General features: G+C 30.0%; 13 protein-coding genes. 8 read left to right on the top strand and 5 right to left on the bottom strand.

The annotated features are described in order from the left end of the window. Positions 1-9 precede the first annotated feature (9 nt). The 5 genes from I0K12_RS14670 to I0K12_RS14650 all read left to right on the top strand — a co-directional run bounded on the left by I0K12_RS14670 (position 10) and on the right by I0K12_RS14650 (position 4,061). On the top strand, positions 10-468 hold the full coding sequence (locus tag I0K12_RS14670) for a nuclear transport factor 2 family protein (RefSeq protein WP_196888887.1): 459 nt from the start codon (positions 10-12) through the stop codon (positions 466-468). Between the two features lie 6 nt (positions 469-474). After that, entirely contained in the window at positions 475-1,005 is a 531-nt protein-coding gene (locus I0K12_RS14665; protein ID WP_196888886.1) for a nuclear transport factor 2 family protein, read from the top strand. A 93-nt stretch (positions 1,006-1,098) separates the two neighbouring features. Continuing rightward, positions 1,099-2,127, top strand: a complete 1,029-nt coding sequence (locus tag I0K12_RS14660; RefSeq protein ID WP_196888885.1) for an alpha/beta hydrolase — start codon at positions 1,099-1,101, stop codon at positions 2,125-2,127. A gap of 776 nt (positions 2,128-2,903) precedes the next feature. Next, entirely contained in the window at positions 2,904-3,224 is a 321-nt protein-coding gene (locus I0K12_RS14655; RefSeq protein ID WP_196888884.1) for a hypothetical protein, read from the top strand. Positions 3,225-3,392: 168 nt separating this feature from the next. After that, positions 3,393-4,061, top strand: coding sequence for a hypothetical protein (locus I0K12_RS14650; RefSeq protein WP_196888883.1), 669 nt, complete (start codon positions 3,393-3,395; stop codon positions 4,059-4,061). Positions 4,062-4,099: 38 nt separating this feature from the next. Here the strand turns inward: I0K12_RS14650 and I0K12_RS14645 are convergent, their stop codons facing one another. Further along, positions 4,100-4,690, bottom strand: a complete 591-nt coding sequence (locus I0K12_RS14645) for an outer membrane beta-barrel protein (protein ID WP_196888882.1) — start codon at positions 4,688-4,690, stop codon at positions 4,100-4,102. 289 nt (positions 4,691-4,979) lie between these two features. Between I0K12_RS14645 and rocD the strand changes: the two genes are divergently transcribed. Next, positions 4,980-6,224, top strand: a complete 1,245-nt coding sequence (gene rocD, locus I0K12_RS14640; protein ID WP_196888881.1) for an ornithine--oxo-acid transaminase — start codon at positions 4,980-4,982, stop codon at positions 6,222-6,224. A gap of 58 nt (positions 6,225-6,282) precedes the next feature. On the opposite strand, the gene I0K12_RS14635 is transcribed toward rocD, so the two are convergent. Further along, positions 6,283-7,347, bottom strand: coding sequence for a CBASS cGAMP-activated phospholipase (locus I0K12_RS14635; RefSeq protein ID WP_196888880.1), 1,065 nt, complete (start codon positions 7,345-7,347; stop codon positions 6,283-6,285). Positions 7,348-7,594: 247 nt separating this feature from the next. Between I0K12_RS14635 and I0K12_RS14630 the strand changes: the two genes are divergently transcribed. Beyond that, entirely contained in the window at positions 7,595-7,777 is a 183-nt protein-coding gene (locus tag I0K12_RS14630) for a hypothetical protein (RefSeq protein WP_196888879.1), read from the top strand. Positions 7,778-7,841: 64 nt separating this feature from the next. Here I0K12_RS14630 and I0K12_RS14625 read toward each other — a convergent pair whose 3' ends face one another. The 3 genes from I0K12_RS14625 to I0K12_RS14615 form a co-directional block, all read right to left on the bottom strand. After that, on the bottom strand, positions 7,842-11,063 hold the full coding sequence (locus I0K12_RS14625; RefSeq protein ID WP_196888878.1) for a tetratricopeptide repeat protein: 3,222 nt from the start codon (positions 11,061-11,063) through the stop codon (positions 7,842-7,844). A 212-nt stretch (positions 11,064-11,275) separates the two neighbouring features. Then, positions 11,276-11,671 (bottom strand): endonuclease domain-containing protein, encoded by a 396-nt coding sequence (locus I0K12_RS14620; RefSeq protein ID WP_196888877.1) that lies wholly within the window; start codon positions 11,669-11,671, stop codon positions 11,276-11,278. A gap of 198 nt (positions 11,672-11,869) precedes the next feature. Then, the gene (locus tag I0K12_RS14615) at positions 11,870-12,529 is read right to left on the bottom strand and encodes a hypothetical protein (RefSeq protein WP_196888876.1); all 660 of its coding nucleotides are present in this window, start codon (positions 12,527-12,529) and stop codon (positions 11,870-11,872) included. 673 nt (positions 12,530-13,202) lie between these two features. On the opposite strand from I0K12_RS14615, the gene hsdR reads away from it, so the two are divergent. Then, positions 13,203-15,647 carry an EcoAI/FtnUII family type I restriction enzme subunit R gene (gene hsdR, locus I0K12_RS14610; protein WP_196888875.1) on the top strand — a complete coding sequence of 815 codons (2,445 nt, stop codon included), beginning with the start codon at positions 13,203-13,205 and terminating at the stop codon, positions 15,645-15,647. Position 15,648 lies beyond the last annotated feature (1 nt).

The following is a 15,648-nucleotide window of genomic DNA, read 5'->3' as shown; positions in this document are numbered from 1 at the left end:
TCTGTGATTATGAATGCACAAGACAGTCCAAAAGATGTGGTGATAAAATTATTTGTTGCTACAGATCAGAAAAATTGGGAAGAAGTAGAATCTCTTTTTTACAAAGAAGTAAATCTGGATTATTCTTCCATGAATGGAAACCCAGCTACAATTTTAAAACCTTCAGAAATTGTTGCTGCTTGGAAAACACTTTTACCAGGATTTCAATTTACACATCATCAAATAGGAAATGTTTTAGAAAAAACGAATAAAAATTCTGCCAAAGTTTTTTGTTACGGAACAGCGAGTCATTACTTGGAAGATGAAAAGGGAAATATTTGGGTGGTAATTGGTTCTTATGATTTTGAATTAAAGAAAAATGATCAGAATCAATGGCAAGTTTCTTCAATGAAATTCAATTTTAAGTTTCAAGAAGGAAATACTTCGCTTCCTCAAAAAGCAATTGAAATCGTTAAAAATCAGAAATAATTTTAGATGAAAAAAATAGGAATTATAGCAATTGCAAGTTTGTTTTTGTTTGCATGTGAAGATAGTTCGAAGCAAGAATTAGATAATCTTAAAAAAGAAATTAAAATGAAAACTGAATTAGCAGATCGAAATAAAGAAAATGCAAAAGATTTTTTTAAAGCTTTAGAAGAGAAGAATTTGGATAGAGTAGTGAATTTGTTTGCAGAAAATGGCGTTCAGGAAAATCCTTATAATTCTGGAATTTTCCCAACAGGAACAGAAGGTCATGAAGGAATAAGAACTTATTGGGAAGGACCTTTTCAGAATTTTGGGAATATGGAATTTCCGATTGAAGAGATTTATGTAATGGAAGATCCAAGTCGTGTTTTTGTAAAATATGAAGGAAGAATCGCTTTGAAAAATGATGCAGGTTGGTATAAGAACGATTATTACTCATTGTTTCATTTTGATAAAGATGGAAAAATCTTAAAGCATGTAGAAATTTTTAATCCAATAGTTGCAGCAAAAGGCTTCGGATTATTAGATCAAATAAAATGATTTCGGCTATCCTTAGTCATCATTTGAGTTCTGTAAAATATATTTAAACCAAAATAATTTCCAATAAAAAAATAACCCTAGAGAATTAATACAATGAAAAAAGTGAAATATATCGCTAGTTTATTACTTGCCGTAATTTTAATAGCATGTAATACTGGCGAGGCAAGAAAAAATAAAGAAATTCAAATAGATAGTGATAAAAATAATATAGAGATGAAAAAAGTAAGTTTTATTAGCGAAGGAGCAAAGTTGATTGGAAATTTATATTTTCCTAAAGATTTTGATAGTTCTAAAAAATATCCAGCAATTGTTGTTGCAGGAAGTTGGACCACTGTAAAAGAACAAATGGCAGGGCTTTATGCGAAGAGATTGGCTGAAAATGGTTATATAACATTGGCTTATGATTTTAGAAATTTTGGAGAAAGTGAAGGAGAACCAAGATTTTATGAAAGTCCAGCGATCAAAAAAGTAGATGTTGAAAATGCGACAATTTTCTTAGCTAATCAACCTGAGGTTGATGAGAACAGAGTAGGAGCTTTTGGAGTTTGTGCTGGAGCAATGTACACTTTGATGGCAGCTGCGGAAGATAATCAAATTAAAGCTGTGGTGACAACTGCTTCTTGGTTGCATGATGCGGAAGCTGTAAAATTATTTTATGGAGGAGAAGAAGGAGTGAATGAGAAAATTCAAGCAGCGCAAAAAGCAAAAGAAAATTATGCAAAAAATGGGGTTGTAGATTACATTCCAACAATTTCTACGGAAGATCCTAGTGCTGCAATGTATGGTCCTTATGATTATTATTTAAATAAAGAAAGAGGAGCTGTTCCTAATTGGAGTTCGGATAAATTTGCAGTAATGTCTTGGGAAGATTGGTTGACAACTGATCCGATGCCAACAGCGAAAAATATGGAAACGCCAATCATGATGATTCATTCGGATGGTTGTGTTTTACCGCAATACACTAAAAATTATTTTGAAAACATAAAAACAGCTGATAAAAAATTAGTTTGGTTAGATACTGATTTAGAATCTCCGTTTGATCAGTTTAATTTTTATGATCAGGACGAACAAGTGAATGTAGCTGTGAAAAATGCTACAGAATGGTTTGACGCAAAATTATAATTTCCCCCTTTCTCGATTTCCCAAATAAGAGAGATAATTTATCACGAATAGAGTTTATTCTTTGTTCGTGATTTTTTGTTTTAAACTTAATTATTCCATTGTTTTATCAAATAATTTTTCTTTAAAATATTTCTATATTTGACGACCTTAAGTCATATAGCTTTTTATTTTTTAATATTATGAATAGGATGAAGTTCTATATTTTACTTTTAATATTAGAAATAATTCTACAAAAATCAGAAAATAGCTAAAAAAAATAAGGATTTATAGTTTGAAACATGTGGTTAATAAACATCTGTTAAACAAGATAATACGTTAGAAAAAAATTAAAAAAAATATACTTATTAATAATTTTTTGTCTTTTAGGGATAAAAGTTCATAGCAATTTTTTAAATAAAGATTTTAGGCTCGCAAAAAGAATAGTTGAAAATTTAGAAAATCCAAAAGGTTTAGATGATGTATTTTCTAAAAATGGAGAGACTGAAAAAAAAGATAGATTAGGATTTGGATATTCATTATATTCAAAAGTAATAAAAGGGGAAAAAATCAAATTTAATTGTTTTTTCTTTTATCATAATAATGTTCCAATTAGTTATGTTCTTAATGTTGATAATAATTTAACAAATAAAAAAACGATAAATTTTCTTAAGTCACATTTCAATACCAAATATGGTGATAGCTTTGAAAGAAAGGAATATAATATAGAGGAATTAAGAAAGCCAATCGGAAAATATTTTGGGGAAATTACTAATGTAGACAAATTAATTAAGTTGTATATGTCTCCTGAATCTGGAATGATTTATGGGAGATATGGGGTTGGTTCAGAAACTCTTAGTAATTGGCGCTTATTTTCTTCTATTGAAAGAAGATTTAATAAGGATATTGTTATTTTACTTTTATTTTCTAAAAACCCACTTTCTAGAATTCGAGCTTTAGAATATTATTACAAAAATAAAAATGAATTTGAAGATGAAAAAAATGAGATCGAAAAGTGGATTAGAGAAATTAAGAAAGAAAATGTGTCGTTAGAAAAATTTAGAGGTTGTATATTAGAGCATATTTCCACTAGGGAATTAATTTATAAGATCGAAAGATAAAGGTTTTTTATTTAGGGATTTAATGTATATTATCACGTTTAAATCTTATAAGGGAATTTTATTTCATCTAAAACATATTCCTAGCTCCTTTCAAGAAGGAAGAATGATAACTCGTATATCTTTATACAAAATCAAACGTGATAATGTTTAATCTAAAAAAAAATATTTATGAAATTTATTTTTGTATTAATTCTTTTCACGATTTGTAGTTGTGATGTAACTTCAAATCAACAAGAAAATAAAAAAGAGAATAAATTAGAAAAAGCAAGTTTAGAAAAAGAAACTTATGAACTTATTAAAGTAATTAAAAATTGTGCGAACGAGGGAATATCTTCTTTTAATATGGAGTTTTTAAAAAGTTCTGATAAGAATTTGCCAAATTCTATAGTAAATCAATATTTAATGAATGTCCCTATAGATAATGAAAAAGATTTAAAGCTGACAATTGATGAATGGACAAAATATAGTTGTATGCAATGGGAAGAAAATAAAGAAAATTTCTTTTTTACTTTATTACAAGAAGATGATACTTGTTGTTCAATAATGTATTTAGTTGTTTTGGATAAAAAAGAAGATTTATTTCAAATAAGAACTTTAGGAATCTCAGGAGGAGATGGAGGTTGGCATCAAAATGATAAAGGGATAAAGTTAGATTTTGGGAAATTTAAATTGATTACAGAATCTACCTTAGATACTGATATTTTTGAAAAAGATGTTTCTAATAGTTATTTAAGAATAAAAGAATATGGAGAGTTTCAATTAAATTTTGAAAATAATAAGTTCACTTTAGATACATTAGTATTTAAGAAAGATTCTATCATAAAAAAATCCAATTAAAACTAATTGGATTTTACATTTTTGAATATTTATATGGTTTAAAACTGATAACTCAATCCAGCATTTAAAATTCCTTTATAACCAAAACCAGCTTCGGCAAAGAAAGCAAAATCACTTCCTAGTCTTAAACCAACAGCTGTTAACTGAAAGTTGACATTACCACCGTTGTCGCTTGTGCTTGTATTTGCTGTAGAATTTGCAGTGAAATCTTGATTTGTAAATGTATATCCAATTCCAGCTCCTGAATACATTTGAAAAAGAGAACTTGAAATATATCTATAATCCGTTTCAATAACTACAGTGTAACTTTGATTTTTTTGTTTTCCAGCTCTTACACCGCTAAAATTCACATCTTTTTTGATACTTTCATAAGCAAAAGCAGCCCCAATCATCCAGCGATCTTGCACAGCGTATTTATAGTTTATAAAAATAGTACCCGAAGTATTTTCATTGTCATAAGTAATTGTTCCTAAAGAAGCAGGGTAGGTGATGATTTCTGAAAAAGAATCAATAATCCAGTTTGAAGATAAAATTCCGTAACCTACATTAATTTGACTTGTTCCTTTTTCCTGCGCATTCATTGTTGCAATACTCAACAAAAACAAGAAAGCAAAGATTAATTTTTTCATGATATTTACTTTAGAGTTAAAAACTTTTAATACAATTAAAGTTCTTGTTTTATTTTTTTAATGAAAAGCTGAATTATAAGTTTTAATAAAATTTTAATCTTTTTAGTTGAAAAAATGATAAAAACGGAATAGAATTGGGTGTGAAAATTGTCAAAAAGTGGAACTTAAATTCTTTTAAGGCTTACAAAGAAAAATCTCAAAATATTTTAGTAATTTGCGGCCACTTAAGGATGATTTCTCTCCTATTTTAAGAAGGAATTGTAGTTTTTATAATTTAAAAAATTTAGTGATGGTATCAGAAAAAATTTCATCAGCTGAAGCAATCGCATTGGAAGATAAATATGGAGCACATAATTATCACCCACTTCCAGTAGTATTATCAAAAGGACAAGGAGTTTATGTTTGGGATGTAGAAGGAAAAAAATATTATGATTTCTTATCTGCTTATTCTGCAGTAAACCAAGGACACTGCCACCCAGATATCGTGGGAGCAATGGCTGACCAAATCCAAACTTTAACATTAACTTCTAGAGCTTTCTACAACGATATGTTAGGAAAGTACGAGAAATATGTAACAGAGTATTTCGGATTTGATAAAGTTCTTCCAATGAACACTGGAGCTGAAGCTGTAGAAACTGCAATTAAACTTTGTAGAAAATGGGCTTATGAAGTACGTGGAATCGAAGAAAACGAAGCAAACATTATCGTTTGTGAAAACAACTTCCACGGAAGAACTACTACAATTATTTCTTTCTCAAATGATGAGGTAGCTCGTAAGAACTTTGGACCTTATACTTCAGGATTCGTAAAAGTGGAGTATGATAACTTAGACGCTTTAGAGGCTGCTTTAGAAAATACACCAAATGTTGCAGGATTCTTAGTGGAGCCAATTCAAGGTGAAGCAGGAGTTTATGTTCCTTCTGAAGGATATTTAGCAAAAGCAAAAGCTCTTTGTGAGAAGCACAATGTATTATTCATCGCAGATGAGGTGCAAACTGGAGTTGCTAGAACAGGACAATTATTAGCTGTAAACCACGAAGACGTTCACCCTGATATCTTAGTTTTAGGAAAAGCGTTATCTGGAGGAGCTTACCCAGTTTCTGCTGTATTAGCAAATGACAATGTAATGAATGTAATCAAGCCAGGACAACACGGATCTACTTTCGGAGGTAATCCTGTTGCTGCTAGAGTTGCAATTGCTGCATTAGAAGTTGTGAAAAATGAAAAATTAGCTGAAAACGCTGAAAGATTAGGACAAATCTTCAGAAAAGAATTAAGCGATTTTGCAGAAGGAAATGACTTTATCACATTAGTAAGAGGAAAAGGATTATTAAATGCAGTTGCTGTTAACGATACAGAAGATAGTTCTACTGCTTGGGATCTTTGTATGCAATTAAAAGAGAATGGATTATTAGCTAAGCCAACTCACGGAAACATTATCCGTTTTGCTCCACCATTAGTAATGAATGAAGAGCAATTAATGGATTGTATCGCAATTATCAAGAAAACTTTTTCTGAGTTTGTGAAAAAATAAAAATCTATAAATTATTTAGATAAAAAAGCCTGATTCTTTTGGAATCAGGCTTTTGTTTTTAGTTTTGTTCTGCTAAAGGAGTTTCTACGTTTACGTTTTCTTCTCTATAATCTAGAAGTTTTCTAGCAATTTCATGAAGTTCTGCATAAATAGCTTCATTTGAAATATAACTTAGAGCATCTTCTTTTAACTTATTCATATTTTTGATAGAAGCATCATCCATATCTGGTTCTGCCAATACAATTTTTGGCTCTAGTCTATGGTAATCATAAGATTCTTGTCCTTCAACTGTATCAAAGATTTGTTTTAAATGATGATCTACAGTTTGCGAACTTCCTGCCATCATGATATCTATAATTGGTTTGATCCAACCAACCATTCCCCAGTCTTTTGCTTTTTTATATTCATAAGTTTTACTAGAACTTCCAGTTCCAATAGAAACAATCATCATGTCTTCTGCTTTTGGCTTGCTTACAAAAGGAAAATCAATGCTTCTTGCTTCTGAATAAGAAACTAAAGCAGGATTGTTTGCAACCAAACCTCCATCAATAAGAGGAAAAGGAGTATTGATGTCATTTTTTACTCTTGCAGTTTCAAAATAAGTAGGAGCAGCTGAGGTAGCTCTTGCAACATCTTTTACTTTAAAATCAAAAATAGGATTATGTGCTTTATGTTGTTTAAAGAAATGCGGTCTTCCATTTTTGATATCGTAAGAAGTGACAACACATGGTTTTATTAATTGACTAAACTTTGTTTCTCCAAAGTTATCATGAAGAGCTTCTTCTAGTTCAGCAGCATCATATTTTTCGTCAGAAATTCCGTTTAAACTTTTTATTTTTTGTGTAATCGAAGCATCGAAAATTTCATCACCTCTGTCAAAGTATAAATTAACAGCTTGCTCTGCTGTAAATTTAGGTCTTCCACTAGAATCTGGTGTTAGGTACGCTAAGGTTAAAATCCCTCCAGTACTTGTTCCTGCAAAGAAATCAAACATATCAGCAATACGAATTGTTTTATCTTGTGCTTTTTCTTGTATTATTTTTTCTAACTCTGTTAGAATTACTCCAGGAAGAATTCCACGAATTCCACCACCATCAATAGATAGGATACGGACTTTTCTCATTTTATTTTTTTAAGTTTTTGTTTATAAAAAGTATTTTTCGTTAAAAATCTAATTTAAGAATAAAATATTAACATAATAAAGTTTATCTGTTGATTTTTAAATATTTGCTTGTTTTTTTATGAAGAATACTTTTATAAAAGTATTAATATTGCGTCGGTTAATTAAAATAATTTCGAAAAAATTACAATTTATTTACAAACAGTAATTAGAAATAGTAGATATTTGCGAAATTTTTAAACATAAAAAAATGGGTAAACTTAAAATTTTCAGTGTAATGGCTATATTCGCACTTACACTTGCTTCTTGTGGGGCGCAAAAGCAATCATGTACAAAAGAATGTAAAGAAGAGCACAAAGAAAAGAGATGTGATCATTCTAAAAAGGTAGAGATTAAAGAAGTAGAAACTTCGAGTTCTGAGGATAACAAATAATCTAAAGTAAAAGCCTAATCAAATTTGATTAGGCTTTTTAGATATTATAGGATTCAATTAAAAATTAGTTCATTTTCGTAATCATTTCATCAATTTCTTCTACTTGAAAATTGAAAGTTTTTGCATTTTTTAAATCGTTTACACCAGCTTCTATATGATTCATTTCTAAGCGGTGTTTTCCTCTTAAGTAATAAGCTTCACCAATAATTGCAACACTAGATTTTTCATTATTCTCTATCAAATCATTTAAAACAGGAATAGCATAGGCAACATTTGATCTATTTAGATAAGCTTTTGCTAGACAAAGTTTTTCATTCGGGAAAATTTCCCTGATTTCTTCCGCAATTTTAAAATGTTCAATTGCTTTATCATAGTCTTTTAAATCAAAATAATTTAAAGCAATATAAGCATTTGCAAGTCTAGATTTTGGAAGGTTCCTCATATCTAAAATCCAATTATTTGAATATTCATAATATTTCATGCTGCATTTTCGATATACAACTCCACGAATAAATTTCAGTGTGTCGTTTTGAGAAAAATATTTAACAGCTTTTGTGATTTTATCATCTGCCGTTTGATAATTTTCAGAGATTTTATATTCCAAAACTGCATCAAGAATAAATAAGATATCATGAAAAATTAAATCATTATTCATAATATTCATCAGTTCTTCTTTTGCAGCTTTTTTGTTTGTCTGAGATAATTTAAAAACTGGTTTCAAAGCTTTTTCTAACTTCTTGAATTTTTCTACTTTTTTAAAATTATCTTCTTCGATTTCTTTTATAAAAGCTAAATAAAATTCTGGTTCTACATGAATAGGAGTACTTGTTGCAATATGCTCAAACTTCTTTTTAGCCAAATCAATATTGAATAATTTAAAATTTGCAATCGCATGAATCACATTTATTTCCTCGCAGCCGTCCTGTAGATTATCTTTTTCGATTATATTTGAGCTAAGTTCCAAAGCAGCATGATAATCTTCCAATTCCAAAAATATTCGAAGTAAATAAATTGGACTATCCTTGGTGTCTCCTAAATAAATTGCGTTTTCATAAGCTTCGATAGCTTCGTCTTTGTTTTGAATTTCGTTTAAAATAAAACCTTTACTGAAATATAAAAGTTTACTTTTCGGAAATAGATTTAAACCAAAATCTAATGTTTTTAAAATCTCAGGATAATCCTTTGTTTTATTAAGAATAACAATTTTTAGATTGATGATTTCATCTGTCAGTTTGTTTGCTTTTGCTGCTCTATCAAAAAGTTCCAAACCTTCCTTTCTCATCTTTTTATTGATAAAATAAATTATTTTTTCGTACACTGCCTTCGTAGAAAAATATTCATCAATCAGTCGATCATAATCTGCTAGTAAAAGTTCTTTTTCTTCCACTTTTTTATAAACTTCTGCTCTTTTAAGTAGAAATTCTTCTTTTGGATTTATTTCGATTGCTTTTGAATAAAAATGAATTGCTTTTTGATAATCTTTTTTTGTGTCATAAATTCCTCCAAGATTAAAATTTGTAGCTTCATTGTCGTCATTAATTTCATAACATTTCAAATACAATTCTAAAGCGCCGTCGATATCATTTTCTTTGGTTTTCAAAAGAGCAAGATTGTTCAGCGCAGCAAAATGATTTTCATTTTCAGAAAGAATAAATTCATAATCTTGCGTTTCCAAATCAAATTTTTGAAGTAGGTGATAAGCGGTTCCTCTATGAAAATAGTATTCTAACTCTTTAGGATATGCTTTGATTTTTTCCGTATAAAAAGAAACCGTTTTTTCAAGTTGTTTACTGTCATAATACAAATTCCCTAATAATAAATTAGTTTCAACATTTTCTGGATAATTTGTAGTATAAATCTCTAAATCTTCCATAGCTTTTTCAAAATTTCCAAGTTCACGATATACCAAACCTCTTTCTAAATATACAGCTCCAAAGTTTGGATTAATTTCCATTACTGTATTAAAAGTTTTCAGAGCATCTTCTAATTTATTCAGTTGAAATTCACAATATCCTTTTCGATAAAAAGCATTATAATGATTCAGAGTAATTCTTGTGATTTCACTGTAAGTCACCAAAGCATTTTCGAAATCGTTATATTTTTCCAAAACTTGTCCAATTCCAAACATCGCATCGATTGCAAAATAACTACGCATATCGATTTGTAAAATATGTTTAAAATTGTCCGAAGCTTCCTCATACATTTTAGAATCAAAATAGGCATTTCCTCTAACTAAAAGCGCTTCCAAATCATTTTCTGCAATATCTAAAATCTTTGTATTTTCTTCTATTATTTTCTGAAATTGCTCTAACTCTTGATAAACTTTAGATTTTAATTTATAAGCATAAATAAAATTAGCATCTACTTTTGAAAGGAAATCTCCAACTTCTAATGTTTTATCATAATTTTTTAAACCTAAATAACAAATTCCAATTTGGTAATGTGTAAATAAATTAGAAGGATTTTTTTTCAGTTCTTGTTTAAAATAATTAATCCCAGCTTGATGGTTTCCAAGTCGCAAATTACAAAAACCAAGTTGGAAGAAAATTTCTAAATAATCAGGATTCAAACTATATACTTTTTCAAAACAAGAAAGCGCTTCCTCGATAGAATTATATTGTTTCAAAAGTTCTCCTTTCATGTAAATAGAATGCACTCTGTTTTCATCAAAACGGATTGCTTTGCTATAATTTAATAATGCCTTCTCTTTATTAAAACTTATATATCCTTCTGCAATATTCTCATATAATTCCGAGTTTTCAGGATTCAAATTTACTGCAGCTTCCAAGATTTCTACAGATTTTTGAGCATCTTTTAATCGATAATAATTATATCCTCTCTCGATAGCAATTTTTTGTTTAAAGTGAGGACTCAATAGTTTATTTTGATTTAAAGTTTCAAGAATCAGATTCGATTTTTCAATTTCATTTAATTCCGTAAAATTCATCGCATTGAAAAAAGCGAAATACACATTTTTGTCTTCAAGACTTTGCGCTTTTTGAAAATAAATAATTGATTGATCAAATTTGTACAATCTAAAATAGGCTACTCCTAAAAGCCAATTCGCCAAAGCATTCTCTTCTTGTTCTTTTGTGAAAAGTGACAAGATTTCAATAGCATTTTCGATGTTTTCATTCGCTACCGCAAAATAATCATAATCCATTATTTTTTCTGGATGTTTCAGAAATTCGTGATAGAAGTCGATGATTTCTAATTCTAAATTTTTACTGTTTATTAATCGAAATGCTGTGTTGAAGATATTTACTAAGTGCTTTGGAGTTTCCATATTTCATAATTGTTTTAAATCTTCTGCAAATACGGAAATTTTGTTTGATTTTTTTTCACGGTTTTCAGGGGTGAACCACCCCCAACCCCTCCTTCAAAAGGAGGGGAGTTTTTTTCTTCCTTTCAAGAAAAGAAGTTTTTATATATTAGTTTCCCCTCCTTAAAAAAGGAGGGGTTAGGGGTGGTTGTTTATGATTATTGCTAATAATTATTTCAATATTTTTTAAAATGTGGGGTTAGGTGGTTATTTTCCAATTCCTCCAATATTTTATCTAGCACTTCTTCAGTATTATTTAAAACTATTTTATTTTCAAAACGGATAGTTCTTATGTTGAGTTGTTTTAGGGTTTTATCTCTTTCTTTATCTTTTTCGATGCCTTCTTGAGTGTAGTGATGTGCACCATCTAATTCGATTGCTAATTTTTTTTCTGGGCAGTAAAAATCTACTATGAAATTGAAAATACTATGTTGTCTTCGGAATTTGTAACCGCTTAGTTTTCTTTTTTGTAAAAACTTCCAAAGATGAGATTCTGCTGGAGTGGCGTTGTTTCTTAATTCTTTGCGGTGTTTTATTAATCCTTTTTTGTTGAAGATTTTTAGATATATCATAGTTGGTGTTTTTTTACCACCCCCAACCCCTCCTTCAAAAGGAGGGGAGTTTTTCTTCTTCTTTTCGAGAAAAGAAGTTTTTATATATGTTCCCCTCCTTAAAAAAGGAGGGGTTAGGGGTGGTTGTTATTTATTACTGCTTATAATCACTTTTGTATATTCCTAAAAAGTAGAAGCTAGAAGTGGTCAATTATATTTTTAACTCAAAACTATTTTTCCTAGAGATTCCATTAGTTGAGGGCGGTCTTCTAGGCCGATTCTTGCTACGGCGAAGAATTCGCTCATCCAGTCGTCTGCTATTTCGAAGGCTTTGTTTTTTTGTTTGGTAGCGTCTTGAGATTCTCCTTTTTCTTTTAAGTGTAGCGTTTTAGCACTTTCTACTTCTTGAATTAGTGCTATGGCAGCTGTAATGTCTTCTGCTGTAATTTTTAGTCTAACTAATTTTGTTGCGATTTCAGGAGTGTCATTTAGTGTTGTGTAGAAAAGTTTTACTTTCTCCATCCAGTTGGTGTAGGCTTTCGGGATGATTCCGATAATTTCTAAATCGCTAAGGATTCCTGGTTCTTTGCGGAATACTACTTTTGCTTTTTTACGATGTGCGCTGAATGTTTCTTCTAGTCTTTCTTTTGCTTCTGTGTAGGCCCTGTAAGCTTGTGAAGTTTCGGTGTCTTCTTTTTTATTGAAACGAAAAGCTTCTTCTGTTTGTGTTAGGATTGCCTTTCCTTCTTCGATTACGGTACTGTCATATCCGTATTCTGCCAAGATTGCTGCAATTTCTGTTTGTGTTTCTGCGTTTTCTAGTGCTGCTTTGTAAAATTCTAGAGTTTGTGCTTCTGTAAGCGTTCTTCTTGTGTTCATAATATATTAATTTTTAAATTTTTCTTGATTGTTGTGCCTTCGACTCCGCTCAGGCACCGACCTTCGAGAGCCTCAGGCATCGTCCTTCGAGAACCTCAGGCACCGTCCTTCGAGAGCCTCAGGCACCGGCTTTGTTTTAAATGTCTGAGTGATAAATGCAACTGTCTGAGTGTTGAAAACAGGTGACTGAGTGATAAATGCAGCTGTCTAAGTGTTGAAAACAGGTGTCTGAGTGGTAAATGCAACTGTCTGAGTGTTGAAAACAGGTGTCTGAGTGATAAATGCAACTGTCTGAGTGTTGAAAACAAGTGACTGAGTGGTAAATGCATCTGTCTGAGTGTTGAAAACAGGTGACTGAGTGATAAATACAACTGTCTTTGTATTGAAAATATATGTATACTAAATAATTGCATTAATCTTTTTATTTTTATTGTTAATTAATTGGTTTTTAGTTTATTAAATATAGATAAAAAATACTTTCTTTTATCATATTCTAATTGTCTTTGTTAAAATATTTCTAGTAGCTTTCTTTTTTCTAGATAAATACGGAAACCCGTAAGGATTTGTTTATGTTTTGTGTTATTTTTGTTTTGAAAAATAAATAAAACTATTTTTTATGTAATTATGATTTTTAATAGTTGCGTTTAGAAATAAAATATTCGTTAAAAAAAACATGAATAAGAAAGATTTATCAGAAGCAGACATTAAAGCAAAATATATAACGCCAAGCATATTAAAATCTGGTTGGGATGAACTCACACAAATAGGTCGTGAAATTTATTTTACAGATGGAAGGATTTATGTAAAGGGGAAAATGACCAGAAGAGGGAAACGAAAATTTGCAGATTATATCCTCTTTTATAAGCCTAATGTACCTATTGCTGTTATTGAAGCAAAAACAAATAGCCACACTTTAAAAAGTGGTATACAACAAGCTTTAGGGTATGGGAATACATTAGACATTCCATTTGTATTTAGTAGTAATGGTGATGGTTTTTATTTTCATGATAAAACTGCAACTGATGGTCAAATTGAAAAAGAACTCAGCTTAGATGAATTTCCTAGTCCACAAGAATTATGGCAGAAGTATAAAAAATATAAAGGAATTGAAACCGAGGAACAAGAACAAGTTGTTACTCAAGATTATTTTTCTGATAATTCAGGAAGAACTCCTAGGTACTATCAACAAATAGCTATTAATAGAACTGTAGAGGCTGTTGCTAAAAATCAAAAAAGGATTCTATTGGTGATGGCAACTGGTACAGGAAAGACTTATACTGCTTTTCAAATTGCGCATCGATTATTTAAATCTAAATCTAAAAGAAAAATTCTTTTTTTAGCTGATAGAACTGCTTTAATTGATCAAACTTTGCGAGGTGATTTCAGGCATTTTAAAGATGCCATGACTGTTATCAAAAAGAAAATAGTAAATCAAGATGGTAAAGATGTTTTAGTTTCTAATAAAAAAAGAGGAATTGATACTGCTGACAAAGCTTTTGATATCTTTTTAGGGCTTTATCAGGGATTGAGTAATTCTGATCCTGAAGTTTCAGATGCTTTTAAAGATTTTAGTCCTGATTTTTTTGATTTAATTATTGTTGATGAGTGTCATAGAGGTAGTGCCAAAGAAGATAGTAAATGGAGAGAAATCTTAAATTATTTCAATACTGCAACTCATGTTGGTTTAACAGCGACTCCAAAAGAAACAACTGAAATTTCGAATATTGAATATTTTGGAGAGCCTATTTATACCTATTCCTTAAAACAAGGAATTGACGATGGGTTTTTAGCACCTTATAAGGTTGTGAAAGTAACTTTAGATATAGATGCGGAAGGTTGGAGACCTCCAAAAGGATTTTTAGATAAAAAAGGAAATCCTGTAGAAGATCGAATTTATAATCGTACAGATTTTGATCGATCTATTGTTGTAGAAGAACGAAGAAAAGTAGTCGCTGCGAAAATTACGGAGTTTTTAAAAGGCTATGATCGTTATGCGAAATCTATTGTTTTTTGTATTGACATAGAACATGCAGAAGGAATGCGTTCTGCATTGGTAAATGCAAATCCTGATTTGTATCAAGAGAATAATAAATACATTATGCAAATTACAGGAGATAATGAAGAAGGTAAAAGAGAATTGGATAATTTTATTTCACCAAGTGAAAAATACCCTGTGATAGCAACTACATCAAAATTAATGACAACAGGAGTTGATGCACAAACATGTAAGCTGATTATTCTAGATAGTAATATTGGATCAAAGACAGAGTTTAAACAAATTATAGGGCGAGGAACAAGAATTAATGAAGAGTATGGTAAAAATTATTTTACCATTATGGATTTTAGAAACGCTACAAATCATTTTGCAGATCCTGAATTTGATGGAGATCCTGAAATGATAAAAGATATTGATGGAGATGACGATTTAACAGTTGTTGATGATATTGCACCTGAAGAGCCAATTATGGATAGGTTGGATGGAACTGAAGTTGAATTTCCTGAACCCAAACCATATCCAGAAGTTACAGGTGGTGGAGATATCATTGAAGAGTACAGAGAAAAAATTAGAGTAGATGGTGTACGTGTTTCTATTATGGGAGAAAGCATACAGCATTTGGATGTTGATGGTAAATTAATTATGGAATCTTTTAGAGATTATACCAAAAAAAGCGTCAATCAACAATATAGAACTTTAGATGATTTTTTATTAAGATGGAATAAAGAAGATCAGAAAAAAGTAATTATTAAAGAACTAGAAGAACAAGGTGTATTTTTTGATGAATTAAAAGAAAAAGTTGGTAAAGAATTTGATCCTTTTGATTTAATTTGCCATGTAGCTTTTGATGCAAAACCATTATCAAGAAAAGAAAGAGCTGAAAACGTAAAAAAACGTAATTATTTTATCAAATACGGGAAACAAGCTCAAGAAGTTTTAAAAAGTTTATTAGATAAATATACTAATGATGGATTGGTTACCATTGAAACATTAGAAGTATTGAAATTAGATCCACTAAATAAATTAGGAACTCCTTTAGAATTGGTAAAAACATTTGGAGGAAAAACACAATATTTAAAAGCATTAAAAGAATTAGAACAAGAATTATACAAAACAGCATAGA

The organism is Aureivirga sp. CE67 (assembly GCF_015767245.1).
Lineage (GTDB): Bacteria > Bacteroidota > Bacteroidia > Flavobacteriales > Flavobacteriaceae > Aureivirga.
Note: the sequence above shows the minus strand (reverse complement) of the source record. Positions and strands in the feature narration are given on the sequence as shown.